Raw genomic sequence first — 25,437 nt, forward strand, 5'->3', positions numbered from 1 at the left:
CCGGGCGACCTTGTGGCATAGCGTTGCCCGGCAGATTACGACGCGGGGGTGACCGAAATGTTACAGCCAAGCCACCCACGCACCGGCCTCAATGCGCCCCAGCCGACTTGCTCAGGTCACTCTCCGCCCACTCGGTATAGATGCAGGCATCCGCGACCGCCCAGCGCACTTTCACTGAATCCCCCGGCTGCATCGGCATGCCGGCGGCCGACAGTGCCTTTACCGTCAACTCGGTACCGCCGGCGGTCACCACATGGCAAGTCTGGCTCTCGCCCAGGAACAGCACCTCACCGACCTTCGCACTGACCTCGTTCCAGCCCGCCGGCAACGGCTCGCGCGCGGCCTGTTCGGCCGTCAGGGCCAGTGCCTTTTCCGGCCGCACCATGATCAGTGCATCCTGCTGTGCAGTGAGGCCTGGGGTCAGGCGGATTGCCACCGGCTGGCCTTCGAAACTGCCCGCGCCATTGCTGCTTGCCTTGATCCGCAGGAAGTTCGAGTTGCCCAGGAACGACGCGACAAACGCATTCGGCGGGTTCTGGTAAAGGTCGTAACCGGTACCCAGGCCAACGATCTTGCCATGGCTGAAGATGGCGATGCGCTGGGACAGGCGCATGGCTTCTTCCTGGTCATGGGTCACGTAGACGATGGTGATGCCCAGCCGGCGGTGCAGCTGGCGCAACTCGTCCTGCAGGTCTTCACGCAGCTTCTTGTCCAGCGCACCGAGCGGTTCATCCATCAGCAGGATGCGTGGTTCGTACACCAGCGCTCGGGCGATCGCCACGCGCTGCTGCTGGCCACCAGACATCTGCGACGGCTTGCGGTGGGCGAACTTCTCCAGCTGCACCAGCTTGAGCATGGCGTCGACGCGTTTGGTGGTCTCGGTCGCGCTGAGCTTGCGGATGGCCAGCGGGAAGCCGATGTTGTCACGCACGTTCAGGTGCGGGAACAGCGAGTAACGCTGGAACACCATGCCGATGTCGCGCTTGTGCGGCGGCACGTTCACCAGCGACTGGCCGTCGACCAGGATCTCGCCGCTGCTCGGCGTTTCGAAGCCGGCCAGCATCGACAGCGTGGTGGACTTGCCCGAGCCGCTGGAACCGAGGAAGGTCAGGAACTCGCCGTCCTGGATCTCCAGGTCGAGGTTGTCCACGGCGGTGAAGTCGCCGTAGTGCTTGTTCAGGCCACGCAGGCTGACCAGGGTCTTGCCGTGCGCGTTGTCTTTGATGACTGCACTCATTGTTGTTTTCTCCGCACGCTCAGGCGTTGACTTCGGTGCGCCGGCGCAAGGCGGCGGCAATGAACATGACAAGCAGCGACAGGCCGATCAGCAGGGTCGAGGCCACGGCGATCACCGGGCTCAGGTCCTGGCGCAGGGTGGTCCACATCTTCACCGGCAGGGTCTGCAGGTCGGGGCTGGCCATCATCACGCTCAGCACCACTTCATCCCACGACACCAGGAAGGCGAACAGACCGCCGGCGATCATGCCCGGGCGAATGGCCGGGAAGGTCACCTTGAAGATCGCCTGCAGTCGCGAGGCGCCGCAGATCACCGCGGCATCCTCGATCGACTGGTCGAACAGCTTCAGCGAGTTGATGATCGAGATGATGGTGAAGGGCAGGGCGACGATCACATGGCTGACCACGAAGGCGAACAGCGTGCCGGTGTAGCCCAGCTTGAGGAACAGCGCGTACACCGCAACGGCGATGATCACCAGTGGCACGATCATCGGCATGGTGAACAGCCCGTAGAGCATTTCCCGGCCAGGGAAGCGGCCACGCACCAGGGCGAAGGCGGTGGGCAGGCCGAGCAGCACGGCAGCGATAGTGGTCAGCACGGCGACCTTGAGGCTGGCCAGGGCGGCGTCCATCCACTCCGGGTTGGAGAAGAACTGGCCATACCACTTGAAGGTCCAGCCCGGCGGCGGGAACACCAGCCATTGGGATGAACCGAACGACAGCAACACGATGAACACCACCGGCAGCAGCAGGAAGGCCGCGATGACCCCGGTGGTCAGGTACAGGCCCGTACGCAGCGGGCGGCCCATGGCATTGGGAGACAGGAGCATGGCGGTTTACCTCGCGTTGCCAACCGGGGATTCCGGCTGCAGCTTCAGGTACAGGTAGAAGAGCACCAGGGTGATCACCACCAGCAGTGCGGCGGCGGCGCTGGCCAGGCCCCAGTTGAGGAACGACTGCACCTGCTGGATGATGAACTCAGGCAGCATCATGTTCTGCGCACCGCCGAGCAGGGCTGGGGTGACGTAGTAACCGAGCGACATCACGAACACCATCAGCGCCCCGGAGAACAACCCCGAGCGGCACAGCGGCAGGAACACCTTCCAGAAGTTGGTCCACGGGCTGGCGCCGCAGATCGAGCCGGCTTGCAGCACCATCGGGTCGATGGCGTGCATGGTCGCCTGCAGCGGCAGCACGATGAACGGGATCATGATGTAGCTCATGCCGATCACCACGCCGGTGAGGTTGTGCACCATTTCCAGCGGGGTATCGATGATACCCATGGCCATCAACGCCTTGTTGATCACCCCCGAGCTCTGCAGCAACACCAGCCACGAGTAGGTGCGCGCCAGCAGGCTGGTCCACATCGACAGCAGCACGATGTTCAGCAGCCAGCGGCCCCAGCCCTTGGGCACCAGGGTGATTGCCCAGGCCAGCGGGAAGCCCAGCAACACGCTGATCAGGGTGACCACGCCGGCTACCGAGAAGGTATTGAACAGCACCCGTGCATAGGCCGAGTTGGCGAACAGCTGCTCGTAGTTGCCCAGCCCTGGCGTTGGTTCCAGCACCCCGCGCAGCAACAGGCCGACCAGGGGGGCGAAGAAGAACAGACCGAGAAACAGCAGGGCCGGCAGCAGGTTGCGGCTGCCTTTCCAGCGCTGGCTCAGGCTGATGCGGCGCGGGGCCGTTCCCGGGGCGCCGGCGCCCGTGGGGGCACCTTGCGCGTTATGCAGGGCGTTGATGGCGACTTTCATTTGACCAACCACTCATTCCAGCGGGCTGCGATGGCCTGGCCGTTCTTCGCCCAGTAGGCGAAGTCCAGGGTGACCTGGTCCTGGGCATAGGCGGTCGGCAGGTTCGGGGCGAGGTCTTTGTCGAGCTTGGCGACGCTGTCGAGGTTCACCGGGGCGTAGGCGGTCTTGTTGGCGAACGCGGCCTGGCCTTCGGCGCTGCTGGCATTGGCCAGGAACTTCATGGCCGCGTCCTTGTTCTTCGAGCCTTTCGGGATGACCAGGAAGTCGGCCATGACCAGGTTCTGCTTCCAGCTCACGCCCACCGGCGCACCGTCTTGCTGCAGGGCATAGACGCGGCCGTTCCAGAACTGGCCGAGGGAGGCTTCACCGGAGGCCAGCAGCTGCTGCGACTGGGCGCCACCGCCCCACCAGACGATGTCCTTCTTGATGGTGTCGAGTTTCTTGAAGGCGCGGTCAAGGTCCAGCGGGTAGAGGTCCTTGGGTGCTACGCCGTCGGCCAGCAGAGCCAGTTCCAGCACGCCGGGGCTGGGCCATTTGTACAGGGCGCGTTTGCCAGGGTAGGTCTTGGTGTCGAACAGCGCGGTCCAGTCGGCGGGCTTGTTGGCACCGAGCTTGCCTTCGTTGTAGCCGAGTACGAAGGAGAAGAAGAACGAGCCGACGCCGTGGTCGGAAACGAAGCGTGGGTCGATCTTGTCGCGCTTGATCTGGGTGAAATCGAGGGGTTCGAGCAGGCCTTCGCTGGCGGCACGCAGGGCAAAGTCGGCTTCGACGTCGACCACGTCCCACTGCACGTTGCCGCTCTCGACCATGGCCTTGAGCTTACCGTAGTCGGTGGGGCCGTCCTGGACGACCTTGATGTCGGTGGATTTGGTGAAGGGTACTGCCCACGCTTCTTTCTGGGCGTCCTGGGTGGTACCGCCCCAGCTGACGAAATTCAGGCTGTCAGCAGCCTGGGCGGCCTGACATGCCAGGGTCAGCAGGCTGGCGGACAGCACTGCGGTTACACGTTTGCTCAACAGCATGGTTACGCCCTCGTTGCTTTTGTTATTCGAGGCGGGGCTTCTGGTGCGCCCGCCAACAGTGTTCGGGGAGCAGCTAAAACAAAGTGTCTTGTGGCCGTTTGTAATTGTAGGTGCCGGCCTGCAGATTTAAGGTCTACGGGATATCATATTATGGTATTCCAAACTTTTGGCAAGAGGTATGAGGCGACCGGCCATCACTCCGCGTCAGGTTTGGTCAGATTGCTTTGTCCAGGATCAGAAAGCTTGCGCGCTCCCTTTGGGAGCAGGCTTGCCCGCGAACGCGGGCGAAGCCCGTGCCATGCCCCGCAGTGGCTGCTTCGCGGGCAAGCCCGCTCCCACAAGGGGCCGTGTTTCAACCCAGCAGGCCAGGCTCGAACGGAATGCTTTGAACCACTTCCAGCTCATAACCCGCCAGGCCTGCATACTTCAGCGGTGGGCCCAGGTGACGTAGCTTGCCGACGCCGAGGTCTTGCAGAATCTGCGCCCCAGTACCCACCTCCGAATACACTTTCGACTGCCCACGCTGGTACGGCCGCACTGGCTGGGTCAGTTGCGGTACGCGCTCGAGCAACGCCTGGGAAGATTCGTGGTTGGCCAGGATTACCACCACCCCGCAACCTTCCTCTGCCACTTTCTGCAGCGCCGCCCACAACGTCCAGTTGGCGGGGCCGGCGTATTCGGCGCCGACCAGGTCACGCAGCGGGTCGATCACGTGCACCCGCACCAAAGTCGGTTGCTCCCGGCGGATGTCGCCCATGACCATGGCCATGTGCACGCCGCCTTCGATGCGGTCCTCGTAGGTCACCAGGCGGAACGTGCCGTGCACGGTCGGCAGTTCGCGCTCGCCGATGCGTTTGATGGTCTGCTCGGTGCTCAGGCGGTAGTGGATCAGGTCGGCGATGGTGCCGATCTTGATGCCATGCTGCGCGGCGAACACTTCCAGGTCGGGGCGCCGGGCCATGGTGCCGTCATCGTTGAGCACTTCGACGATCACCGAGGCCGGGGTAAAACCGGCCAGGCGGGCCAGGTCGCAACCGGCTTCGGTGTGCCCGGCGCGGGTCAGCACGCCGCCTTCGCGGGCGCGCAGGGGGAAGATGTGGCCCGGCTGCACCAGGTCTTCTGGGCGAGCATTGGGGGCCATGGCGGCGGCTACGGTGCGTGCCCGGTCGGCGGCGGAGATGCCGGTGGTAACGCCGCTGGCGGCTTCGATCGACACGGTGAAGGCCGTGCTGAACACGCTGCCGTTGGCCGGTACCATCTGCTCCAGGCCCAGGCGCTGGCAGTGTTCGTCGGTCAGGGTCAGGCAGATCAGGCCGCGCGCTTCGCGGGCCATGAAGTTGATGGCCTGGGCGTCACAGCGCTCGGCGGCGATCAGCAGGTCGCCTTCGTTTTCCCGGTCCTCGTCGTCCACCAGCAGGACCATCTTGCCTTGCCGGTAGTCCTCGAGGAGTTCCTCGATGGTGTTGAAAGCCATGTTGCACGCTCACTGTGGTGGGGTGATTTTTATGGTATACCATCATACACAAATACTGCTAAAACAGGAGAGCAGCGGATGAAGGCCTATTGGATCGCCCACGTCGACGTGACCGACCCCGAGCAATATCAGCAGTACACCCAGCGTGCTCCCGCTGCCTTCAAGGCATTCGGCGGCCGCTTCCTGGCCCGCGGCGGGCGCAGCGAGGCGATGGAGGGGCGGCCCACTCCACAGCGTAGCGTGGTGATCGAGTTCGATTCGTATGAGCAGGCGGTGGCGTGCTACCGGTCGGCGCTGTATCAGGAGGCGTGCAGCCATCGCCAAGGGGCGGCAAAGGCAGAAGTGATCATCGTGGAAGGCTTCGAGCCCTGAGTCTTTGCTGATGGCCTCTTCGCGGGCAAGCCCGCTCCCACAGGTACTGCACAGTCTTGAGAACCTGTGCGGTACCTGTGGGAGCGGGCCTGCCCGCGAAGAGGCCGATCCTGCTTACGGCATGCCAGGCAACTCATGGGGCCGCAGGTCGAACACCAGCACCTCGGCATCCACGCCATTACCCAGCTCCAGCAGCTGTTCCTGGCGTACCCGCACGCCGTCCCCTTCATGCAGCACCTGGCCATTGAGCTCGATGCTGCCGCGCGCCACATGCACATAGGCATGGCGGTTCTCCGGCAAGGCCAGCGTCGCGCGTTCCGCCCCATCGAACAGGCCTGCATACACCCTTGTGTTCTGGCGTACCTGCAATGACCCCTCGGCGCCATCCGGCGAGATGATCAGGCGCAATTTGCCGCGCTTGTCCTCGGCACTGAAGTGCTGCTGCTGATAACGTGGCGTCGCTCCTTTCACATTGGGCACGATCCAGATCTGCAGGAAGTGCACCGGCTGCGCCTGGCTGTGGTTGAACTCGCTGTGGGCCACGCCGTGGCCGGCGCTCATCAGCTGCACATCACCCGGACGGATCACCGAGCCGGTGCCCAGGGTGTCCTTGTGCTCCAGCGCACCTTCGAGCACGTAGGAGAAGATTTCCATGTCGCGGTGCGGGTGCTCGCCAAAGCCTTTGCCAGGGATGACACGGTCATCGTTGATCACCAGCAGGTCGGAGAAGCCCTGCTCGTCGGGGTTGCGGTAATGGCCGAACGAGAAGGTGTGGAAGGATTTCAGCCAGCCATGGTAGGCCAGGCCACGGTCTTGGGCGTTACGGACGCTGAGCATGACGGATCTCCAGTAAGGGCAGGGCACCTGGGCCCTGCCACGTGGTTGGCTGGCGTTATTGCAAATGCACTTTCAGTTCGTTTGCGGCCTGGCGCATCGCCGCTTTCACCGCCGGTACCTGGCTCAGCGGGTTGAGCAGGCCATAGTCATGGATCATCCCGTTGTAGCGCACCGAGGTCACCGTCACACCCGCTGCATTCAACTTACGGGCATACGCCTCACCCTCATCGCGCAGCACATCGAACTCGGCCGTCTGCACCAGCGTCGGCGGCAGGCCCTTGAGTTGTTCGCTGCTAGCCCGCAGCGGCGAGGCGTAGATCTCTGCCCGTGCCTTGGCATCAGTGGTGTAGTTGTCCCAGAACCACTTCATCATCCCGGTGGTGAGGAAGTGCCCCTCGGCGAACTGCTTGTACGACGCCGTCTCGAAGCTGGCATCGGTCACCGGCCACAGCAGCAACTGGAAGCGCAGCGCCGGGGTGCCGGCCTCTTTGGCCTTGAGCGCGACCACCGCCGCCATGTTGCCGCCGACGCTGTTGCCAGCCACGGCCAGGCGCTTGCCGTCGACACCGATTTCCTTGCCATGCGCGGCCACCCACTGGGTCGCGGCATAGGCCTGGTTGATCGCCGTCGGGTAATGCGATTCTGGCGACGGGGTGTAGTCCACATAGACCGCCACCGCACCGGAGCCGACCACCAGGTCGCGGATCAGCCGCTGGTGGGTCGGGAAGTCGCCGAGCACCCAGCCGCCGCCATGGAAGAACATGAACACGGGCAGCTCACCTTTGACATTGGCCGGGCGCACCACCTGCAGCTTGATCGACTGGCCGTTGGCCTGGATCGTGTGTTGCTTGACCTCGATACCGGACAGGTCGACCTTCACCGAAGCCTGGGCACCGGTCAGCACGGCGCGGGCGTCTTTCGGGCTGAGCTGTTCGAGCGGCTTGCCGCCCCCTTGCTCAAGCGCTTCGAGGAAGGCCTGGGTGTGCTGCTCGACGCCTGGGCTGCCAGCGGCGAAAGCGCTGGACACGGACAGGGCGAGAAGGGAGGCGGTGAGGGTCTTGTGGACAATGTTCATGAGCGAATCCTTTTCTGTTCAAGTGTTGGTAATGGGCGTCTTGCCTGGCCTTAAGGGCCATCGCTGCGACCTGTGCGTAGATTAAGAAGGTGCACTCGCGGGAAAAAGCCGCTATAAAGCGTTTGACTGTCACCAAGATCGAGACAATGAACCCCTACGAAGACATGCGCATCTTTGCCCAGGTCATGGAAGCCGGCAGTTTCACCGCCGCCGCCGACCGCCTGGGCATGTCCAAGCAATCGGTCAGCCGCCGCCTGATGCAGCTCGAAGAGCGTCTCGGCGTGCGTCTGCTCAACCGTTCCACCCGGCGCCTGGACGCCACCCCGCTGGGTCAGCACTACTACCAGTCGGCGCTGCGCCTACTGGGCGAGGTGCAACAGGTGGAGCACGACATCAGCGGCCAGGCCCAGGCTCTGCGTGGAACCTTGCGCCTGAGTGCGCCGCTGTCGTTTGCCATGGCGCACCTGGGCTGCCTGCTGACCGAGTTTCTGCAGTTGCATCCGCAGGTGGATGTCGAGGTGGACCTCAGCGATCGCCCGGTGGACCTGATCGGCGAGGGGTATGACCTGGCGCTGCGCATTGGCGCACTGGAGGACTCCAGCCTGATTGCCCGGCGCATTGCCGATGTCGAACGGGTGTACTGCGCAAGCCCGGCGTACCTCGACGCACGTGGCGTGCCGGCCAAGCCTGAGGAACTGGCCGAGCATGATTGCCTGCCCTATGGGCACTCGCGGCAGGTGCAGTGGCAGTTCCGCCAGGGCGGCAAGGCGCAGGCGATTCAGGTGACCGGGCGGATGCGGGCGAACAACGGCGAGTTGCTCAGGGATGCGGCGATTGCCGGGATGGGTGTGACCTATTTGCCGACCTTCATTGTCGGGCAGGCGCTGGCGGACGGGCGGCTGGTGACGGTGCTGGATGAATGGGTGCCGCCGGCGTTGCAGTTGTCGGCGGTGTATCCACAGCACCGGCAGGTGGCGCGGCCGGTGCAGGGCTTCGTGAGCTTCCTGCGTGAGCGGTTGGTACACCTCTGATACCGAGTTGGCTTCTTCGCGGGACAAGTCGGATCGCCGCACCGCCGCTCCCACAGGGTCATCACAAGATTCGGATCCGTGGTGATCCTGTGGGAGCGGGCTTGTCCCGCGAAAAGGCCGGTACAGGTCAAATCATAAGCTGATCCACCCCGACCCACCCGCCATCGAACTCATCCATGGCATCCAGCACCGCCGCCTGGAAATACGCCAGCGACGCCCGGTCGAACAGCAATTGCAGTGCTGGCAGTTCATCGCTCCCGACATTCACCACGATCACATTGATCCGCGCCGCCGACGTCTGCGCCACGGCACCGACCGCAAAGGCCTGCGGACGCAGGTCGACCCCGCACAACTTGGCCATCACCGCACTGCAATGCTCCCCCGACAACTGCAACCAGGCATGGCTGTCCTGACGCGGCAGCAGGTAGTTGCGCCGGGCATCCTGCACCCACGCCTGCTCTTCGGTGGCCACCCGCGCGCCCTGGTCGGTGAAGCTGCCCAGCAACAGATACTCGCTGGCTGACAGGCGCGCCACCCAGCTGCCATCATCCTGGCGCACGGCCTGGTTGGGCAACGCCGGCAAACGGTAGCCACGTTCTTCCAGGTAGGCCGCACTGTCCCCCCCGCGAAACCCGACCCGCGCCAGTTCGGTGAGGTCGGTCAACGCGCAAGTGTGCAACAGCTCGGCCCGCGGGCTGCGTGGAATGAAGGCTTCAGCTTTCAGGCTGGTCATGGTTCAGAGCTCCTGGCGCAGGTTGTCGGGGTCATGGAAGGGCAGTTGCACCACCTTGGCATTGACCATCACGCCGCCTTCCACGCGGATCGGGATGTGCATGCCCGGCGTCGCCTGGTGGGCGCCGGCGTAGGCCAGGCCGATGATCTGCCCCAAGGTCTGCGAGTACTCGCAGGAGGTGACGTTGCCGCTGATGTCCGGGCCGTCCAGCACCAGGTGGCCTTCCAGCGGTTGCGGGCTGCCCTTGGGCAGGGTGAAACCGACCAGCTTGCGTTTGAGCGGCTGCGCTTCAAGGATCTCGATCGAGCGCTTGCCGACGAAGAACGGCTTCTTGCGGCCGATTGCCCATTGCATGTCGATCTCCGCCGGGTGGGTCATGCCGTCGGTGTCCTGGCTGATGATCACGTGGCCTTTTTCCAGGCGCAGCAGGCGCTGGGTCTCGACGCCGAACGGGCGGATGCCCAGCCCGGCACCGGCCTGCATCAGCGCGTCCCACAGGCGTTCGCCGTGGCGCGCCGGCACGTGCACTTCATAACCCAGTTCGCCGACGAAACCGACCCGCAGGATCCGCGCCGGGATACCAGCCACCGTGCCCAGGCGCACACCCAGGTAGGGGAAGGCTGCAGCCGACAGGTCAAGGTCGTCACAGACCTTTGCCAGCACCTGGCGCGACAGCGGCCCGGCCAGGTTGACGGCGGCCAGGGCGGCAGTCACGTTGGTGATGTCCACGTCCAGCCGCCATTGCGCGTTCCACTTGAGCATCTGCTGGTAGATGCGGTCCACGCCGCTGGTGGTGGCGGTGACGTAGAACTGCTGCTCGGCCAGGCGCGCGCAGACGCCGTCGTCGATCACCACGCCGTGCTCGTTGGTCATCAGCGCATAGCGGGTGCGGCCGATGGCCAGCTTGGCAAAACCGAAGGTGTACAGGCGCTCCAGCAGTTCGGCGGCGTCGGGGCCGCGCACGTCCAGGCCGCCGAGGGTGGAAACGTCGATCAGGCCCACCTTCTCGCGCACATGGCGGGCCTCCTCCTGCATGCAGCGCTCACGCTCTTGCGGCTTGCCGTAATAAGCCGGGCGCTGCCAGATGCCGGCGGGCATCATTTTTGCGCCGGCTTGCAGGTGGCGGCGGTGCATCGGCGTCTGCCGGTACGGGTCGAACCCACGGCCGGCGACATGCGCCAGCTTCTCCGCCTGGAACGGCGGGCGGGCGGTGGTCACGCCGGTTTCGCTGATGCTGCGGCCGGTAGCCTGGGCTACCAGGCGCGCGGTGGGCAGCGCCGAGTGGCGGCCCTGGGACGGGCCCATGCCGACGGTGGAGAAACGCTTGACCAGCTGCACGTCGCGGTAGCCGCTGCGGGTGGCATTGACGATATCGCGCACCTGCAGGTCCTCGTCGAAGTCGACGAAATCCTTGCCCTTGGGGTGCGGGAAGATCGGCCAGGGGAAGTTGACTTTGGCCTCGGCAACGTAGGCCGATGGCGTTGCTGCTTGCAGGCCAAGGGCCGTGAGTGCAGCAGCGGCGCCGCGGCTGGCGTCGGTGAGCACGTTGTCCAGGTGGTGGCGGCCGTTCACCGAACCTGCGATATCCAGCCCGGCCGGCAGGTGGCTGATGGCGAACTCGTCGCGGTTGACGTCATAGGCCAGCTTGCCGCCGGCCTGGCACAGCAGTTGATACACCGGCATGTAGCCGGCGGACATGCACAGCAGGTCGCAGGCCACACGCAGGCCGTGCTCGGCAACTTTACCCTGGCCGGTGATCGGGCGAATGTCTGCGCCCGTGACATGGCGCATGCCCGCCTCGTGCAGGGCTTCGTACACGGTACTGCCCAGGTGCAGGGGAATGTCGCGGCGCTTCAGCTCGCTGGCCAGCGCGGCATCGGCAGGCGCGGCGCGCATGTCGACCAGGGCGGCAACGGCCACGCCTTGCTCCTGCAGGTCTAGCGCGGCCAGGTAGCCGTCATCGTGGCCGGTGAGGATCACCGCACGCTGCCCTGGCTTTACGGCGTAGAGCTTCATCAGGCGTTGCGCGGCACTGGTCAGCATCACGCCGGGCAGGTCGTTGTTGCGGAACACCACGGGCTGGTCGAACGAGCCGGCTGCCACCAGGCAGCGGATGGCGCGCACCTTGTACAGGCGTTTGTGCTGGATTACCGGCAGGTAGTTGTCGGTGAACCAGCCGTTGCAGGTGGCTTCGCACAGCACCTGGATGTTCGGGTGCCCCTCGACGGCGGCCAACAGCTCCTGTCGCAGGCTGGCGGCACGGGTGCCGGCGATGTCGAAGCGGGCGTAGGTCAGCGAGCCGCCGAGCACCGGCTGCTGCTCGATCAGCAGCACCTTGGCCCCGCCATTGGCCGCGTCCAGCGCGGCGCGCAGGCCGGCCGGGCCGGCACCGATGACCGCCACATCGACAAACAGATAGGCCTTGTCGTAGTACTGCGGCTTGAAGCCGAGGTCGAGCACGCCGAGGCCGGCCTTCTTGCGGATCAGCGGCTCCCAGACCTTCCACATGCCCTTGGGCTTGTAGAACGAGCGGTAGTAGAAGCCCACCGGCATGAAGCGCGAGAACTTGCCCAGGTAGGCGTCGCGGTCGTGCTCCAGGCTGCCGTTGAAGTTCTGCCCGGTGACCACCAGGCCGTCACGGGCGGCTTCCATGTCGGCCGGCACGTTGGGCTCTTCGGGTAGCTGCACCAGGGTGTTGGCGTCTTGCCCGGCCATGCTCAGCGGGCCGCGCGGGCGGTGGTACTTGAACGAGCGCGACAGCAGCCAACGGCCGTTGCCGAGCAGGGCGCTGGCAAGGGTGTCACCGGCAAAGCCCGGGCATGCCTGGCCGTCGAATTCGAAACGCAGGGGCCGCTCGCGGTCGATCAGCAGGCCCATGGGCGCGGGGAGGCGAGTGAGGCTGTTCATCCGGCGATCTCCGGGGTGGCGGCGGGGGCGAAGTCGACGCGGCGGTCGAACAGTTCTTTCGGGTCGAAGGCGCGCAGCACCTGGTCGCTGACGGTGTGGCGCTCGGCCAGGAACCAGTAGCTCGAGGCGTTGTGCAGCCACCACTCGATCACCACGCCAGCCAGGTTGTCGCTGTTGAACACGTAGTCGGCCCACTCGGCGTCACTGCAGCTGGCCGGGTCGGGCATGTGCTTGAACTCGCCGCCGTAGGTGAACTCGCTGATGTTGCGCGGGCCGTTCAAGGGGCAGGTCAGGATCTTCATCGTCGGGTGCTCCTAGTGGCTGGCCGCGGTGGCGCCCATTTCGTTGACTTGCTGGAAGCGGCTGAAGCGCTCCAGGGCGAACGGCGCGATCATTTCCGGCACCTTGCCGCCGCTGGCGACCAGCTCGGCCATGGTCTTGCCGCAGATCGGCGTCGACTTGAAGCCCCAGGTGCCCCAGCCAGCATCCAGGTAATAGTTCTCGACCGGCGACAGGCCCATGATCGGGCTGTAGTCCGGGGTCATGTCGGTCATCCCGGCCCACTGGCGCATGAGCTTGGCGTTGGCCATGAACGGGAACATTTCGATGGCATGGGCCAGCAGGCTTTCCTTGAGGTCGAGGGTGGAGCGGGTGTTGTACAGCGGGTACGGGTCGGAGCCACCGCCGAAGACAATCTCGCCACGGCTGGTCTGCTGCACGTAGCAGTGCAGTGCCGAGGAGCTCACCAGCGGGTCGAGGAACGGCTTGAACGGCTGGGTGACCATGGCCTGCAGCGGGTAGGTGTGGATCGGCGCACGGATGCCTGCCTTGGCCATCAGCAGCGAACTGGCCCCTGCCACCGCCTGCACCACGCAACCGCACTGCACGGTGCCGCGGTTGGTCTTGACCGCTTCGATGCGGCCGTTGCGGATCAGCAGGTCCTGCACTTCGGTCAGCTGGTGGATCTGCACGCCGCGCTTGGCAGCCTGCTTGGCGTAGCCCCAGGCCACCGCGTCGTGGCGCGCGGTGGCGCCATCGATGTGCCAGAGGCCGGCAAGCACCGGCAAGTGACCAGGGTCCAGGTTCAGGCTCGGCACCAGTTCGCGGATCTGCTGGCGGTCGATCATCTCGGTGCGCCCGCCGAAGTGCTTGTTGACCTCGGCGCGCTGGCGGAAGGCGCGCACGGTGGCGTCGGTGTGCGCCAGGGTCAGCTGGCCACGCTCGGAATACATGATGTTGAAGTCGAACTCGTTGGACAGGTTCTGGAACATCCGCACCGATTCCGCGTAGAAGCGCACGCCCTCGGACGTCAGGTAGTTGGAGCGGATCACTGCGGTGTTGCGCGCCGTGTTGCCGCCACCCAGGTAGGCCTTTTCCAGCACCGCAACGTTGGTTACGCCGTGGTACTTGGCCAGGTAATAGGCGATGGCCAGGCCGTGGCCGCCGCCGCCGATGATCACCACGTCATAGCGCGGCTTGAGTTCGCACGGTGGCGGCAGGTCGACCTCCACCGGGTAGTCGGCGCTCAGGCCGTATTTCAGCAGGGCGAAAGGCATGCGGTGCGCTCCTGGTGGGCGGCCTGTTGCTGCAGGTCGAGGGCGAGCAGGGTGTTTTTCATCAGGTAGGCGATGGTCATCGGGCCGACGCCGCCGGGCACCGGGGTGATGGCGGCGACCTGGGGTAGCGCGGCGGCGAAATCGACGTCACCGACCAGGCGGCTGTGGCCACCTTCATCGATGCGGTTGATGCCCACGTCGATCACCACCGCGCCGGGCTTGAGCCAGTCGGCCCCGATCAAGCGCGGCTTGCCGACCGCCGCGACGACGATATCGGCCTGGCGGCACAGCGCCGGCAGGTCGCGGCTGCGCGAGTGCACCACCGTCACCGTGCAGTCGGCCTGCAACAGCAACGCGGCCATGGGTTTGCCGACGATGTTCGAGCGGCCGACCACCACGGCATGCTTGCCGCGCAGCTCGCCGCAGGCATCGCGCAGCAGGCGCATGCAGCCGCTCGGGGTGCACGGGGTGAGCACGTCGCGGCCTTGGGCCAGGCCGCCGACGTTGGCGCTGTGAAAGCCGTCGACGTCCTTCAGCGGGTCGATGGCCTGGAGAATGCAGTGTTCGTCAACGTGCTTGGGCAGCGGCAGTTGCACGAGAATGCCGTTGACCTCGCTGTCACGGTTGAGCCGGTCGATCAAGGTCAGCAGTTGCGCCTGGGTGGTGTCGACCGGCAGGCGATGTTCCAGCGAACGGATGCCCACTTCCTCGGCGCGCAGCACCTTGTTGCGCACATACACCTGGCTGGCCGCGTCGGCGCCGACCAATACCACGGCCAGGCCCGGCCGCACGCCGCCCTGGCGCAAGGTCTGCACCTGCTCGCGGACCTCGGCCAGTACCCGCGCCGCAGTGGCCTTGCCGTCGATCAGCTTGAGGCTGGGGATGGCGTTCATTTGAAGATCACCGTGCGGTCGTGGTTGAGGAACACCCGGTGCTCGAGGTGGTACTTGACCGCGCGGGACAGGGCGATGGTCTCGGTGTCGCGGCCGATCGCCACCAGGTCGTCGGGGGCGTAGGCGTGGTCCACACGCTGCACTTCCTGTTCGATGATCGGGCCTTCGTCGAGGTCGCTGGTGACGTAGTGGGCGGTGGCGCCGATCAGCTTGACCCCGCGCTGGTAGGCCTGGTGATAAGGCTTGGCACCCTTGAAGCCGGGCAGGAACGAGTGGTGGATGTTGATGGCCCGGCCCGACAGCTGGCGGCACAGGTCATCGGAGAGGATCTGCATGTAGCGCGCCAGCACCACCAGTTCGGTGCCGGTGTCCTCGACGATGCGCATCAGGGCGGCTTCCTGTTCAGCCTTGGTCTCCCTGGTCACCGGCAGGTAGACGAAGCGGATGCCCTGGCGCTCGGCCATCGGCCGCAGGTCGAGGTGGTTGGAAACCACGGCGGTGATCTGCATCTCCAGTTCGCCCTTGGCGTGGCGATAGAGCAGGTCGGCCAGGCAGTGGTCGAACTTGCTGACCATCAGCAATACGCGCAGCGGTCTTGCGCTGCTGTGCAGGCTCCAGTCCATGTCGAAACGCTGGGCCACGTCGGCGAAGCCCGCTTCCAGCTGCGGGGTGTCGCCGCTGACGCCGGTGTTGTAGCGGAACACCGCGCGCATGAAGAAGCGGCCATTGTCCTCGTCGTCGAACTGCGCCATCTCGCTGATGTAGCAACCGTGCTCGGCCAGGTAGGTGGTCACCGCGGCGACGATGCCGGACACGGCCGGGCAGCTGACGCGCAGGATGAAGTGATCGGGAGCGGGGTGCATGTCGGATAGGCCTCGTGATGGAGTGGGGCAGGTCTGGCACAAGGGCAAAAGAGGCTTCGCAGCGGGCGAAGTAATGTTTCTTGTTGGGAATATAAATTTCCCTTGGGGGATTTATAGGCGAAGCAAGGGGCGGCGGTCCAGTGGTTTATGAAATTTTTTATCCTGGTAGGAAAGTTATCGACGGGCATTAACGGCCAACTGGCCGCTGAGGCTATGCTTGCTCCATGAGCAGCCCACCCCCTCTTCGCCAACCGTGCCCCCCTGGTGCCTGTGACTGCGGCCGCGAACACCTGGCCGAGCACCCGCCAGCGGCCCAGCGCATCCTCCTGCTCACCCGCCAGGAGGAGAAGCGCCTGCTCGAACGCCTTGAACACCTCAAGGACCTCGAAGACCTGCAGCGCCTGCAGCTACGGCTGTACGAGAACCTCGGCATTCGCGTGCACATCAGCCCCGGCTTCAACGAGGTCCGCACCATGCGCGGCATCGTCATCGAGCTCGACGACCAGCCCGGCCTGTGTCGCAAGACTCGCCAGTCTATCCCGGCTGCTATTCGCCGGGGCCTGGAGCGCAATCCAGAGGTGGCATTCCGCTTGCTCGACGCGCATGACTTGCTGAGAGACGCGTGAGGCGAATGCTTGGCTTGGGTTGTGTAACGCCTGTGAGATCGAGCGCCGCGCGGGCGGCGCTCGATTTATGCCCAACCTCATAACCCAAGTCAGGCACTTGGTAGCGTCCAATCTATCTCCCGGCGAACATTGCCTATCCTCATTCCCTGAATAACCTAATTTTTCCGATCTTTCCTACGTCTACCTGAGAACTTCCCTGCGCCAGATGCGCAGCGGCATCCATCACTCAAGGAGACAGGCAATGACTTCCGTATTCGACCGCGACGATATCCAGTTCCAGGTAGTGGTCAACCACGAAGAGCAATACTCCATCTGGCCGGACTACAAGGCTATCCCCGAAGGCTGGCGCGCGGTGGGCAAGAGCGGCCTGAAGAAAGACTGCCTGGCCTACATCGACGAAGTCTGGACCGACATGCGCCCCTTGAGCCTGCGCCAGCAGATGGCCGCAGCTGCCGCCCAGTGACCACGCTCAACTTGCTGTGCCTGCCATACTCCGGGGCCAGCGCCATGGTCTACAGCCGCTGGCGGCGCAAGCTGCCGGCCTGGCTGCAGGTGCGCCCGGTCGAGCTGCCCGGGCGAGGTGCGCGCATGGGCGAGCCGCTGCAGACCGATATGCAGGCTCTGGCCCGGCAACTGGCCAGCGAACAGCGGTCAGTTGCCAACAACACCCCGTATGCGTTGCTCGGCCATAGCCTGGGCGCACTGCTGGCCTTCGAGCTGGCCCATGAGCTACTGGCACTGGGTTGCCCGCCACCTGCAGCGTTGTTTGCTTGTGGCACCGCGGCGCCAACCCGGCGCGAGGACTATGACGGCAACAACTGGCGCGCGCCCAAGAGCGATGATGAGCTCAAGCGTGAGCTGCGCGAACTTAACGGCACTCCGCCGCAGGTGCTGGACAACGCCGAGCTGATGAGCCTGACCTTGCCGATCCTGCGCGCCGACTTCCTGCTCTGCGGCCGTTACCTCTACCGCCAGCGGCCGGCTCTGCACTGCCCGCTGCATGTGCTGGGGGGCGAGGATGACCGGGCCAGTGGAGAGCAACTGCAGGCCTGGCGCCAGGAAACTACGGGTGACTTCACACTTGATCTGTTCCCAGGCGCGCACTTTTTCATCCATGAACAAGAAGATCGGGTGCTGGGCCGGCTCGGCGAGTTATTGCACGCTGCCTGTGATCCTTGTCGGCAATCCTCTGCGGTGTGAGCAATCAAAGCCTGTGTGACTGTCGAGGCTGCTGCGCTCTACTGGAGCCTTGTTGATCATCGATAAGGCTCCACCATGCCATTGCACTTCAGCACACAGGTTTCAGGTCTGTTCAGCAAGGTAGAACAGGCCAGATTTTCACCTTCGGCCGGTTGCCACGCCGTAGGCCACAATCACAAGTTCTACTGCGTTTTTCGCCAAGAGGCAGCTGCCACTACGGCTGTGTATGCGCAGATGTCACTTCCAGGTACCTGGAGTGTGGCTCGTTCCCTGTACCTGGAAAGTCCCTACGCCGATCCCACCCTTTTCACCTTCAAGGGTGAGCTCTATGCACTGGTCGCTGGGAACACGGAGCAGGCCCAGTCGGTGCCTGCGCGTTTGACGAACATCAATGTGAATACCCTCGTCACCACAAGCGAGGTATTCACTATCCAGTTTCAAGGCACCCCTGCACTGGTGGAACACCGACAGAAGCTTTACCTGTTCTACCGCCAGCCCGGCACGGGCGAGCTGCGCTGGAGCTGGACCAGCGACCTGGACACCTGGGCGGCGTCCGAGGCCGTGATGTCGGGGGGAGAGGTTCTGACACCGGTCGGCGACCCTGCCTGCTGCGTGTACCAGGGGGTTATTCACCTGTTTCACGGTACCACCTCTGACGTATCCCACATGCGTTTCGATGGCGACTCAGGCTGGAGCCGTTCGCAGACCTTCATAGAGCGCAAGTTCGAGCATCCGCCGGTTGTGGTGGTCCATGATGGCCTGCTCAACCTGTTTTGCGTCAAGCCAGACGGGCGTCCGGTAGACACGGCCATTTACCGCTACCGCTATGACGGAAATGCTGTCGGCCTGGTCGACCTGTGCGAGAACATGTTGGCAACCGACCTTCCCGGCGCAGCGGTTGTCGATGGTCACCTGATCCTTGCCTACCGCTCGATCTGAGCCTCTGTACAAAGGAGGGCCAGATGCCCGTAAGCCGTAGAATCCGCCTGGATGCGGATTACTTTCTTACCCCAAGCGTGAGCCGGACTGCTTTGTATTTCCACCTGAGTGCGTTCATCGACGACATTTTCGACCTGCTTGCCACGGACCCGACCACTGCGGAACATTCAGCAGCATTCTTGAGTTATCACCTTTCAACGCTGTTCGTACGCAATCGCGATTTTGAGCGCCAGATGGAGCTGGCTGAAGACTTGGCAACCCTGCTGGATGTCCACTACAACGAGCCCACAACGTTGGCCACATTGTCGGCTGCCCCACGCGCCCAGGCATACGCAGTGCTGCTGCGTTTCTACAACATCCATCATGCCGTGCTGAGCAATGGGCTGCGTGCCACCGAAGGCCCTTTGCGCCTGGATGCTTTCGCTGCCTTGCGCCTGCTGCGAAGTGTCGTCGGTGCGGCGTGGGGGCCATGGCAGGCGCTTGTGCGCCTATCGGGTGCGATCAGGGATTATTATCACATTCGTGTGGTCAACCCGCCGGGTGGTTCGCTCATCGAGGTAGGCAGGCAGACGTTTCAGGGGTTTGGGGTCGATATACGGGTGGCTTCTTTCAACCTGCAGGGTTTGAATGCGCAGGGGAACAACAAGTACCAGTCGCACATCCTGCCGATGCTGGCGCAACACGATATCGTGGCCGTGCAGGAAGCGGGCGATGCGCCACCCAGTTCCCAGCTTGTGGCACAGTTGACGGTAACCGACCAGTTCGGCGCCCAGCATCTGGTCAATCAGTACATCTGGCAGGCCGGGACCCTCGCGCGGCCGTTGAACTACTACCTCTACGTGCTCGATGTGAATCGATTGAGGGTTCGTCTGGCCATGGTTGTAACGGAACAAGTCCAGGTCGACGAGGTGGTGGTAATTGCCGATGGTGTGCCCAGGATGGCGGGCCTGCAAACGGCAAGGCCAGTGCTGGGATTACGTGTTCGGCTTGGCGGCATGACTGAAGCCGTGGCGATACTGAATTTCCATGCAATTTCCAATGGTGGCGCGAACTGCTCGCGAGTGCTTCGTGAGGTAACCTGGCACGTCGGTGCGCGCTACGCACTGGTCGGAGATTTCAATCGCGATCCACGTCCGCCAAACCGGGCCTTCCCTCGGCGTGGCAACTGGGTGAACCCACCCGGTATTGGCGAAGTGGTCATGGCGCAAGGCCCGACGCACCCAAGCTTTGGGCCCACCCAGATGCTCGATTACGCCGTAACCAATGGTACGCGGGAACCAAGCGAGCTGGGCAGAGTTGGCCCAGTGATGGACTCGGACCATCGTTCGGTGTCCTATACCTTCAGCTTTTCCGGATGAATTGACGGGGCACGGCGACTGGGACAGGCTATACGCGGCGCGGCGCGGCGCGGCGCGGCGCAGTCGTCGGGCCTTTTCCTTCTCGCTGGGTTACGGAGCTGCAATGCTGATTGATCCTCACAAGGCCACCTTGCTGGTCGTAGATATCCAGGAAAAGCTCATTGGTGCCATGAGCGACCCCCAGGGTACCCGCGCCCGGGCTCGCTGGTTGCTGGCTGCCTGCAGCGACCTCGAGTTGCCGGTGGTGATCTCCGAGCAATATCCCAAAGGCCTGGGCCATACCTTGCCTGAGCTGATCGCGGTGGCCCCGGCCGCCGAGGTGGTGGAAAAGACCCATTTCTCCTGCGTGGCCGCCGAGTGCCTGCCTGGCAGCCTGATGGCCCGCGAACAAGTGATCGTCTGCGGCATGGAAACCCACGTCTGCGTGCTGCAGACCGTGCTCGGCCTGCTGGGCCTGGGCAAGCAGGTGTTCGTGGTCGAGGATGCCTGTGACAGCCGCACGCCAGCCAACAAGGCTGCGGGCCTGGCGCGCATGCGCCAGGCCGGGGCGCAGGTGGTGACCCGGGAAATGGTCCTGTTCGAGTTGATGGGCAGCGCCAGCCACCCGCAATTCCGCCATATCAGCAAGACCTACATGGTCGGTGACCAGCCCTGAACGGGCGGCTGTTGGCGGCAGGGCTGATGGCGCTGGCGCTGCTGCAGGGCTGCGCCGGGCGCCGCGAGGAAGAGGCCGAAGCCGACCCGGCCAAGGTGCGCGCGCAACTCATGCGCCTGTTACCGGCCCAGGCCAAGGACCGCGCAGGCTGGGCCAAGGATATCCAGGTGGCGTTCGAGGCCCAGCGCATCACACCGAGCAAAAGCAACCTGTGCGCGGTGCTGGCGGTGACCGAGCAGGAGTCGACCTTCAACGCCGACCCGCAGGTGCCCAACCTCGGGCGCATCGCCCGTGAGGAAATCGACCGCCGTGCGGCGCGCCTGCACATTCCCAAGCTGCTGGTCGACGGCGCACTGAAGACCCCGTCAGGCAATGGCCAGAGCTATCAGCAGCGCCTGCTGGCGGTGCGCAGCGAGAAGCAGCTGAGTGCGCTGTACGACGAGTTCATCGCTCGCCTGCCGTTGGGCAAGACCTTGCTCGACGGCTTGAACCCGGTGCACACCGGTGGGCCGATGCAGGTCAGCATCGAGTTCGCGGAAAAGCACGCCAAGGATTATCCCTACACCTACGACGGCAGCATTCGCCAGGAGGTCTTCCGCCGCCGTGGGGGCATGTATTTCGGTATTGCCCATCTGCTCGGTTACCCGGTGCATTACGAGCGGCAGCTGTACCGCTTCGCCGATTTCAACGCAGGCTGGTACGCCAGCCGCAATGCCGCGTTCCAGGCCGCTTTGAGCAAGGTCACGGGTGTGGACCTGGCGCTGGATGGCGACTTGATTGCCCCCGGCTCGATCATGCCCGGCAGCACCGAGCAGGCGGCGCGCAAGCTGGGGGTGAAGCTTGGGCTGCGCAATCCACAAATCCGCAGCCAGCTGGAGCTGGGCGACAGCCTGGCGTTCGAGGACAGCAAGCTGTACAGCGGGGTGTTCGCCCTGGCCGATGCGGCGGCGGGCAAGCCGGTTGCGCGGGCGGTGTTGCCGGGGATCGAGCTGAAGAGCCCGAAGATCACCCGCAAGCTGACTACCTCCTGGTTTGCTGGGCGGGTGGATGAGCGTTATGAGCGGTGCATGAACCGGTAGGTTTTTCCTGTGCCGGCCCCTTCGTGGCGGTACGCGCGGGGGATGGCGTCAGGGCCACCCTGTGCTCGCCATGACAAGTTCAGCGCCTATCAGATCGAGCGCCGCCCGCGCGGCGCATCGCGGATAAATCCGCTCCTACATTTGTTGCAACGTGGCCATGCCTGTGAGGCCATGGTTGTCAGTCTTGTTGGCCTGACGGGATTAGGAGGTAGGCATTGATGCCGCCTCACCTGACTTGAGTCATGCGCCAAGGCGGGCAACCATGGCCTATCAGGTTCGGCACGTTGCAACAAATGTAGGAGCGGATTTATCCGCGATGCGCCGCGCGGGCGGCGCTCGATCTGATAGGCGCTGAAGATGTTGTGGCAGGCACATGAAAGCCCTGATGCCATTCCCAGGCGACATCACCCTTCGCTCAATGCCCCAACCACCTGCTCGACGCTGGCCTTGAGCCCGGCCACCGCATCCTCGGGGTCACTCTCCACCACCAGCAACTTCGCCCCGGCCGCCTCGATCACCTTGGTCAGCGCCGGGTCCGGCTGACGATGATCCAGTACCAGCGCCACATCCTGCTCCTTGAGGTTCTCTCCCAGTACTTTCAACGCCGCCTCATCCCACTTGCCATCCTCTGGCAACGGCTGCTCCACCACATCCAGGTTCAACCCGCTGGCCAGGTACCCCAGGCGCTCGGACAAGCTGACCACACTCAGGTTGTCGACCTTGGCCAACTGCGTCTGGCTGCTGGCCGTCATCTCCAGCAGCTGGCGCTTGAGCCCCGCCAGGTTGCCCTGGATCTGTTCCTTGTCGGCGGGCGCCAGGCGTTCCAGGTCATTGGCCAGCACATCGGCCATGCGCCCGAGGTTGGTCGGGTTCAGCCAGGGGTAGGTGGCATAGGCTTCATCGCCGTTCACGGCGACGCCCGGCAGCGCGCCATCCACCGGCCGCGCCGCGTCGATCTCGACGATGCGGATGTTGCTGCGCCGCGCCATCGGGTACAGCGGGTCATCACGCCAGATCGAGCGTACGCCGATCACTGCATCGGCCTGTTGTGCGGCGCTGGCCAGTGCAGCGCCGCCACGGCTGCTGAAGTACGACGGTTGGCGGCTGGCCGGCAGGTTGGCCGGCGCGGCGCGCTTGAGTTGCACGGCGGTGCCGGCGAGCAGGGCGCTGGCCAGGCTGTGGGTGACAGGCAGGCTGGTCAGCACTTGCGTGGCCGAGGCGAACGCAGGCAGGCCGGCGAGGGCGACGGCCAGGGTCAGCTGTTTCAGGTTCATGCCGGGTTTCCTTGCAGGCGTGGGACGAGCGCGCGGGCCAGCGCGGCGAGGGCAAAGCAGATACCAGCGACCAGAATGATCGCCGCGCCAGAAGGCACGGGCAGGTCAAGCATGATGGGCAGGAGGATGCCGAGCAGCGTGCTCAGGGTGGCAATCAGCACCGAAACGAAGAAAAACCCCTTCAGCGACTGGCTGACCAGGCGCGCCGCCGCCGCCGGGATCACCAGCAGGGCACCGACCAGAATCGCCCCGATCACCTTCACCGAGGCCACCGTGACCAGGGTCACCAGCACCACGAACAGATAGTCCAGGGTCTTCACCGCCACCCCGCGCACCGCCGCCAGCTGCGGGTTGAAGCTGGCCAGCATGATACGGTTGTACAGCGGCAGGGCCAGTGCCAGCACCAGCACCGCGACGATGCCCAGCACGACCAGGTCCTGGGCGCTGACGGTCAGCACCGAGCCGAACAGCACGTTCTCGAGGATATGCACGTTGATCTTGCCGGCCAGCATCAGCAGCAGGCTGGCGCCGAGGGCCAGCGACACCGAAAGGAACACGCCGATCAGCGTGTCCGGCGACAGCCCGGTACGGTTGCGCAGGAAGTTGAGCAGAATGCCGAACAGCAGGCAGTAGCCGAACAGGCTGCCATAGGGGCCGGTATACGGCTCGCCGAGCAGGATGCCGATGGCGACCCCGGTGAGCGCGGCATGGCCGACCGCTTCGGAGAAGAAGGCAAAGCGCTTGACCACCACCAGGGTGCCGAGGCCACCCAGCACCGGGCCGATAATCAAACCGGCCAGCAAGGCATTGATCACGAAACCGTAGGCCAGCGCCTCCGGCAGGTAGCCAGCGCCGGCCCAGGCCTGGACCAGCTGGCGGAATGTGTCGAAGCTCATCAGGCAAGGCCCTCGCTGCGAGGGTGGACGGAGAACAGGCCGAGCAGGCGTTCCGGGGTCAGGGCCTGGGCGGGCGGGGCGTCGAACAGCACCTGGCGGCTGAGGCCGGTGACCCGGTCGGCCAGGCGCAGCACGGCTGCCAGGTCGTGTTCGATCCACAGCACGGTGGTACCGGCCTGGCGCCAGCCTTGCAGCAGCTGTTCGAACACCTGGATGCCGGCTTCGTCGAGCGCCGACATCGGCTCGTCGAGCACCAGCAGCCGCGGTTCGGGAATCAAGCCTTGGGCCAGCAGCACGCGCTGGCGTTCACCGCCGGACAACGCGCCCATGCGGCGCTTGCGCTTTTCGAGCATGCCGACCCGTGCCAGCGCCGCATCGATCGCTGGCCGTACCCGGCGTGACAGGCCGAGAAACGCCGGGCGCTGCTGGCACATGGCAGCCATGAAGTCGTCCACGGCCATCGGCAGCCCGCGGTCGAACTCAAGGGCCTGCGGCACATAGCCGATCACCTGCTGCGTACCAGGCCAATGCACGGTCAGCTGGCCCTGGTGCGGCATCTGCCCGAGCAGGGTCTTGATCAGCGAACTCTTGCCGCCGCCATTGGGGCCGACGATGGCGTGCACGCTACCTGCGGCAACGCTGAACTGCACCTGTTCGAGGATGCGCGTGCGGCCCAGGGCCAGGTCTATGCCGGCGAACTCGATGCGCGGCCCACAGGGGGCCGTGAGGTGGGCAGCGGCGGTCATGCGCGGTTCTCCTGGATGGCGCGGACCACGGTGTCGAGGTTGCGCTTCATCTCCACTTCGTATTTGTCATTGGTGTATTCGCCGTAGGAAATGTGCGTCAACGGGTACAGACGCACGCCGGACTCACGCTGGATGGTTTCGACATAGGCTGAGGGAAAGTCCATTTCCGAGAAGATCACTTTCACGTCCAGCGCCTTGAGCTGGTCGATGGTCTTTTTCAGCTGCGCCGGGCTCGGTTCGATGCCGTGGGCGGGCTCGACCACGGCCGTCACTTCCAGGCCGAAGTCGCGCACCAGGTAGTCGTAGGCGGCATGGATGGTGGCGACGCGCAAGGTGGTGCTGGGCGCCTCGCTGACCTTGGCCAGGGCCTCGGCACGCAAGGCCCGCAGGCGCTTGGCATAGGCGCGGGCGTTCTGGGTGTAGAGTTTGGCGTTGCCCGGGTCGAGCTTGCCCAGCTCGCGGGCGATGTTGTTGACCTGGGCGATGGTGGTGCTGATCGACAGGAAGGTATGCGGGTTGACCACCTTGCCGGCGCCGCGGGCGGCGATGCCGGTGGCCGCCAGCAAGGGTACGTTCTGGTTGGCTTCGATGGTCTTGATGCCGGGTTTTTCGCTGGCGGCGATCATGCGGTCGGCAAAGTCATCATGACCGACGCCATTGAGCACCACCACATCCAGTGTGCCGATGCGCTTGATGTCCTCGGCGCGGGGTTCGTAGGCATGCGGATTGAAGCCTGCCGGAATCAGCGGCACCACTTCGGCCTTGTCGCCGACGATGTTGCTCACGTAGCTGTAGTAAGGGTGCAAGGTGATGCCGATGCGCAGGGGCTTGCTGGTGTCGGCCAGGGCTAGTGCGGGCAGGGCGCAGGCCAGGAGCAGGGCGAGGGCTTTGCGGAACATGGGAAATCCTTG

At 64.6% G+C, this 25,437-nt stretch carries 26 protein-coding genes; 9 read left to right on the plus strand and 17 right to left on the minus strand.

From position 1 onward, the window contains the following. Positions 1-88: 88 nt before the first annotated feature. From ACIPZ5_RS02765 to ribBA, 5 genes are all read right to left on the minus strand, one after another. Positions 89-1,237, minus strand: coding sequence for an ABC transporter ATP-binding protein (locus tag ACIPZ5_RS02765; RefSeq protein WP_343595120.1), 1,149 nt, complete (start codon positions 1,235-1,237; stop codon positions 89-91). Positions 1,238-1,256: 19 nt separating this feature from the next. Further along, on the minus strand, positions 1,257-2,066 hold the full coding sequence (locus ACIPZ5_RS02770) for an ABC transporter permease (protein WP_027919924.1): 810 nt from the start codon (positions 2,064-2,066) through the stop codon (positions 1,257-1,259). Between the two features lie 6 nt (positions 2,067-2,072). Then, the gene (locus ACIPZ5_RS02775; protein WP_261940529.1) at positions 2,073-2,990 is read right to left on the minus strand and encodes an ABC transporter permease; all 918 of its coding nucleotides are present in this window, start codon (positions 2,988-2,990) and stop codon (positions 2,073-2,075) included. Next, positions 2,987-4,012, minus strand: a complete 1,026-nt coding sequence (locus ACIPZ5_RS02780; RefSeq protein WP_261940528.1) for an ABC transporter substrate-binding protein — start codon at positions 4,010-4,012, stop codon at positions 2,987-2,989. The genes ACIPZ5_RS02775 and ACIPZ5_RS02780 overlap by 4 nt, the downstream gene beginning before the upstream one ends. Positions 4,013-4,364: 352 nt before the next feature. After that, entirely contained in the window at positions 4,365-5,486 is a 1,122-nt protein-coding gene (gene ribBA / locus ACIPZ5_RS02785; protein ID WP_400806518.1) for a bifunctional 3,4-dihydroxy-2-butanone-4-phosphate synthase/GTP cyclohydrolase II, read from the minus strand. Between the two features lie 78 nt (positions 5,487-5,564). On the opposite strand from ribBA, the gene ACIPZ5_RS02790 reads away from it, so the two are divergent. Beyond that, the gene (locus ACIPZ5_RS02790; protein WP_261940527.1) at positions 5,565-5,858 is read left to right on the plus strand and encodes a DUF1330 domain-containing protein; all 294 of its coding nucleotides are present in this window, start codon (positions 5,565-5,567) and stop codon (positions 5,856-5,858) included. Between the two features lie 114 nt (positions 5,859-5,972). Here ACIPZ5_RS02790 and ACIPZ5_RS02795 read toward each other — a convergent pair whose 3' ends face one another. Together ACIPZ5_RS02795 and ACIPZ5_RS02800 are read right to left on the minus strand one after the other, a co-directional pair. Then, complete coding sequence (locus tag ACIPZ5_RS02795; RefSeq protein WP_313713471.1) at positions 5,973-6,695, minus strand: pirin family protein; 723 nt, start codon at positions 6,693-6,695, stop codon at positions 5,973-5,975. A 55-nt stretch (positions 6,696-6,750) separates the two neighbouring features. Continuing rightward, positions 6,751-7,770, minus strand: coding sequence for an alpha/beta hydrolase (locus ACIPZ5_RS02800; RefSeq protein WP_400806522.1), 1,020 nt, complete (start codon positions 7,768-7,770; stop codon positions 6,751-6,753). A gap of 146 nt (positions 7,771-7,916) precedes the next feature. Here ACIPZ5_RS02800 and ACIPZ5_RS02805 point away from each other — a divergent pair, with 146 nt between their 5' ends. Further along, positions 7,917-8,801, plus strand: a complete 885-nt coding sequence (locus ACIPZ5_RS02805; RefSeq protein WP_261940522.1) for a LysR family transcriptional regulator — start codon at positions 7,917-7,919, stop codon at positions 8,799-8,801. Between the two features lie 127 nt (positions 8,802-8,928). Here ACIPZ5_RS02805 and ACIPZ5_RS02810 read toward each other — a convergent pair whose 3' ends face one another. Genes ACIPZ5_RS02810 through purU form a run of 6 tightly spaced genes read right to left on the minus strand, consistent with a single transcriptional unit; the run spans position 8,929 to position 15,753 of the window. Beyond that, complete coding sequence (locus tag ACIPZ5_RS02810) at positions 8,929-9,534, minus strand: sarcosine oxidase (protein ID WP_343595139.1); 606 nt, start codon at positions 9,532-9,534, stop codon at positions 8,929-8,931. A gap of 3 nt (positions 9,535-9,537) precedes the next feature. Beyond that, positions 9,538-12,441 carry a 2Fe-2S iron-sulfur cluster-binding protein gene (locus ACIPZ5_RS02815; protein ID WP_400806524.1) on the minus strand — a complete coding sequence of 968 codons (2,904 nt, stop codon included), beginning with the start codon at positions 12,439-12,441 and terminating at the stop codon, positions 9,538-9,540. Further along, the gene (locus ACIPZ5_RS02820; protein WP_400806527.1) at positions 12,438-12,743 is read right to left on the minus strand and encodes a sarcosine oxidase subunit delta; all 306 of its coding nucleotides are present in this window, start codon (positions 12,741-12,743) and stop codon (positions 12,438-12,440) included. Before ACIPZ5_RS02820 ends, ACIPZ5_RS02815 begins: the two co-directional genes overlap by 4 nt. A gap of 12 nt (positions 12,744-12,755) precedes the next feature. Further along, positions 12,756-13,997, minus strand: a complete 1,242-nt coding sequence (locus ACIPZ5_RS02825) for an FAD-dependent oxidoreductase (protein WP_085674149.1) — start codon at positions 13,995-13,997, stop codon at positions 12,756-12,758. After that, entirely contained in the window at positions 13,979-14,890 is a 912-nt protein-coding gene (gene folD, locus ACIPZ5_RS02830) for a bifunctional methylenetetrahydrofolate dehydrogenase/methenyltetrahydrofolate cyclohydrolase FolD (RefSeq protein WP_400806530.1), read from the minus strand. Before folD ends, ACIPZ5_RS02825 begins: the two co-directional genes overlap by 19 nt. Next, a complete protein-coding gene (gene purU, locus ACIPZ5_RS02835; RefSeq protein ID WP_343595148.1) occupies positions 14,887-15,753 on the minus strand; it encodes a formyltetrahydrofolate deformylase in 867 nt (288 codons plus the stop codon). Before purU ends, folD begins: the two co-directional genes overlap by 4 nt. 224 nt (positions 15,754-15,977) lie before the next feature. Here purU and ACIPZ5_RS02840 point away from each other — a divergent pair, with 224 nt between their 5' ends. The 7 genes from ACIPZ5_RS02840 to ACIPZ5_RS02870 all read left to right on the plus strand — a co-directional run bounded on the left by ACIPZ5_RS02840 (position 15,978) and on the right by ACIPZ5_RS02870 (position 21,610). Beyond that, positions 15,978-16,379 (plus strand): hypothetical protein, encoded by a 402-nt coding sequence (locus ACIPZ5_RS02840; RefSeq protein ID WP_400806533.1) that lies wholly within the window; start codon positions 15,978-15,980, stop codon positions 16,377-16,379. 241 nt (positions 16,380-16,620) lie between these two features. Then, positions 16,621-16,842, plus strand: a complete 222-nt coding sequence (locus tag ACIPZ5_RS02845; protein WP_054887100.1) for an MbtH family protein — start codon at positions 16,621-16,623, stop codon at positions 16,840-16,842. Next, the gene (locus ACIPZ5_RS02850; RefSeq protein WP_343595155.1) at positions 16,839-17,579 is read left to right on the plus strand and encodes an alpha/beta fold hydrolase; all 741 of its coding nucleotides are present in this window, start codon (positions 16,839-16,841) and stop codon (positions 17,577-17,579) included. The genes ACIPZ5_RS02845 and ACIPZ5_RS02850 overlap by 4 nt, the downstream gene beginning before the upstream one ends. Before the next feature lie 258 nt (positions 17,580-17,837). Further along, positions 17,838-18,518 carry a hypothetical protein gene (locus ACIPZ5_RS02855; RefSeq protein WP_343595158.1) on the plus strand — a complete coding sequence of 227 codons (681 nt, stop codon included), beginning with the start codon at positions 17,838-17,840 and terminating at the stop codon, positions 18,516-18,518. Between the two features lie 23 nt (positions 18,519-18,541). After that, the gene (locus tag ACIPZ5_RS02860) at positions 18,542-19,876 is read left to right on the plus strand and encodes an endonuclease/exonuclease/phosphatase family protein (RefSeq protein ID WP_343595160.1); all 1,335 of its coding nucleotides are present in this window, start codon (positions 18,542-18,544) and stop codon (positions 19,874-19,876) included. A 103-nt stretch (positions 19,877-19,979) separates the two neighbouring features. Further along, positions 19,980-20,531, plus strand: coding sequence for a hydrolase (locus ACIPZ5_RS02865; protein ID WP_400806538.1), 552 nt, complete (start codon positions 19,980-19,982; stop codon positions 20,529-20,531). Positions 20,532-20,557: 26 nt separating this feature from the next. Continuing rightward, a complete protein-coding gene (locus tag ACIPZ5_RS02870; protein WP_400806540.1) occupies positions 20,558-21,610 on the plus strand; it encodes a DUF1615 domain-containing protein in 1,053 nt (350 codons plus the stop codon). Between the two features lie 404 nt (positions 21,611-22,014). Here the strand turns inward: ACIPZ5_RS02870 and ACIPZ5_RS02875 are convergent, their stop codons facing one another. From ACIPZ5_RS02875 to ACIPZ5_RS02890, 4 genes are read right to left on the minus strand one after another with little or no spacing between them, the layout of a single operon-like run. Beyond that, positions 22,015-22,884: a metal ABC transporter solute-binding protein, Zn/Mn family gene (locus ACIPZ5_RS02875; RefSeq protein ID WP_400806543.1), complete on the minus strand. Its 870-nt coding sequence runs from the start codon at positions 22,882-22,884 to the stop codon at positions 22,015-22,017. Further along, entirely contained in the window at positions 22,881-23,780 is a 900-nt protein-coding gene (locus tag ACIPZ5_RS02880; RefSeq protein ID WP_400806545.1) for a metal ABC transporter permease, read from the minus strand. The genes ACIPZ5_RS02875 and ACIPZ5_RS02880 overlap by 4 nt, the downstream gene beginning before the upstream one ends. Then, positions 23,780-24,526, minus strand: coding sequence for a metal ABC transporter ATP-binding protein (locus ACIPZ5_RS02885; RefSeq protein ID WP_400806547.1), 747 nt, complete (start codon positions 24,524-24,526; stop codon positions 23,780-23,782). The genes ACIPZ5_RS02880 and ACIPZ5_RS02885 overlap by 1 nt, the downstream gene beginning before the upstream one ends. Then, entirely contained in the window at positions 24,523-25,425 is a 903-nt protein-coding gene (locus tag ACIPZ5_RS02890; protein WP_400806550.1) for a metal ABC transporter substrate-binding protein, read from the minus strand. The genes ACIPZ5_RS02885 and ACIPZ5_RS02890 overlap by 4 nt, the downstream gene beginning before the upstream one ends. Between the last annotated feature and the right edge of the window lie 12 nt (positions 25,426-25,437).

It is taken from the genome of Pseudomonas sp. NPDC089428 (assembly GCF_044749325.1).
Classification (GTDB): Bacteria; Pseudomonadota; Gammaproteobacteria; order Pseudomonadales; family Pseudomonadaceae; genus Aquipseudomonas.

Excerpts from the sequence above, each read along its gene's own strand:
- ACIPZ5_RS02805 (WP_261940522.1), top strand. The coding sequence starts at position 7,917 with ATGAACCCCTACGAAGACATGCGCATCTTTGCCCAGGTCATGGAAGCC.
- ACIPZ5_RS02780 (WP_261940528.1), bottom strand. The coding sequence starts at position 4,012 with ATGCTGTTGAGCAAACGTGTAACCGCAGTGCTGTCCGCCAGCCTGCTG.
- ACIPZ5_RS02865 (WP_400806538.1), top strand. The coding sequence starts at position 19,980 with ATGCTGATTGATCCTCACAAGGCCACCTTGCTGGTCGTAGATATCCAG.
- ACIPZ5_RS02880 (WP_400806545.1), bottom strand. The coding sequence starts at position 23,780 with ATGAGCTTCGACACATTCCGCCAGCTGGTCCAGGCCTGGGCCGGCGCT.
- ACIPZ5_RS02825 (WP_085674149.1), bottom strand. The coding sequence starts at position 13,997 with ATGCCTTTCGCCCTGCTGAAATACGGCCTGAGCGCCGACTACCCGGTG.
- ACIPZ5_RS02840 (WP_400806533.1), top strand. The coding sequence starts at position 15,978 with ATGAGCAGCCCACCCCCTCTTCGCCAACCGTGCCCCCCTGGTGCCTGT.
- ACIPZ5_RS02770 (WP_027919924.1), bottom strand. The coding sequence starts at position 2,066 with ATGCTCCTGTCTCCCAATGCCATGGGCCGCCCGCTGCGTACGGGCCTG.
- ACIPZ5_RS02765 (WP_343595120.1), bottom strand. The coding sequence starts at position 1,237 with ATGAGTGCAGTCATCAAAGACAACGCGCACGGCAAGACCCTGGTCAGC.
- ACIPZ5_RS02885 (WP_400806547.1), bottom strand. The coding sequence starts at position 24,526 with ATGACCGCCGCTGCCCACCTCACGGCCCCCTGTGGGCCGCGCATCGAG.
- purU (WP_343595148.1), bottom strand. The coding sequence starts at position 15,753 with ATGCACCCCGCTCCCGATCACTTCATCCTGCGCGTCAGCTGCCCGGCC.
- ACIPZ5_RS02860 (WP_343595160.1), top strand. The coding sequence starts at position 18,542 with ATGCCCGTAAGCCGTAGAATCCGCCTGGATGCGGATTACTTTCTTACC.
- ACIPZ5_RS02795 (WP_313713471.1), bottom strand. The coding sequence starts at position 6,695 with ATGCTCAGCGTCCGTAACGCCCAAGACCGTGGCCTGGCCTACCATGGC.
- ACIPZ5_RS02810 (WP_343595139.1), bottom strand. The coding sequence starts at position 9,534 with ATGACCAGCCTGAAAGCTGAAGCCTTCATTCCACGCAGCCCGCGGGCC.
- ACIPZ5_RS02775 (WP_261940529.1), bottom strand. The coding sequence starts at position 2,990 with ATGAAAGTCGCCATCAACGCCCTGCATAACGCGCAAGGTGCCCCCACG.
- ACIPZ5_RS02890 (WP_400806550.1), bottom strand. The coding sequence starts at position 25,425 with ATGTTCCGCAAAGCCCTCGCCCTGCTCCTGGCCTGCGCCCTGCCCGCA.
- ribBA (WP_400806518.1), bottom strand. The coding sequence starts at position 5,486 with ATGGCTTTCAACACCATCGAGGAACTCCTCGAGGACTACCGGCAAGGC.
- ACIPZ5_RS02815 (WP_400806524.1), bottom strand. The coding sequence starts at position 12,441 with ATGAACAGCCTCACTCGCCTCCCCGCGCCCATGGGCCTGCTGATCGAC.
- ACIPZ5_RS02820 (WP_400806527.1), bottom strand. The coding sequence starts at position 12,743 with ATGAAGATCCTGACCTGCCCCTTGAACGGCCCGCGCAACATCAGCGAG.
- ACIPZ5_RS02870 (WP_400806540.1), top strand. The coding sequence starts at position 20,558 with ATGGCGCTGGCGCTGCTGCAGGGCTGCGCCGGGCGCCGCGAGGAAGAG.
- ACIPZ5_RS02875 (WP_400806543.1), bottom strand. The coding sequence starts at position 22,884 with ATGAACCTGAAACAGCTGACCCTGGCCGTCGCCCTCGCCGGCCTGCCT.
- ACIPZ5_RS02790 (WP_261940527.1), top strand. The coding sequence starts at position 5,565 with ATGAAGGCCTATTGGATCGCCCACGTCGACGTGACCGACCCCGAGCAA.
- ACIPZ5_RS02800 (WP_400806522.1), bottom strand. The coding sequence starts at position 7,770 with ATGAACATTGTCCACAAGACCCTCACCGCCTCCCTTCTCGCCCTGTCC.
- folD (WP_400806530.1), bottom strand. The coding sequence starts at position 14,890 with ATGAACGCCATCCCCAGCCTCAAGCTGATCGACGGCAAGGCCACTGCG.
- ACIPZ5_RS02845 (WP_054887100.1), top strand. The coding sequence starts at position 16,621 with ATGACTTCCGTATTCGACCGCGACGATATCCAGTTCCAGGTAGTGGTC.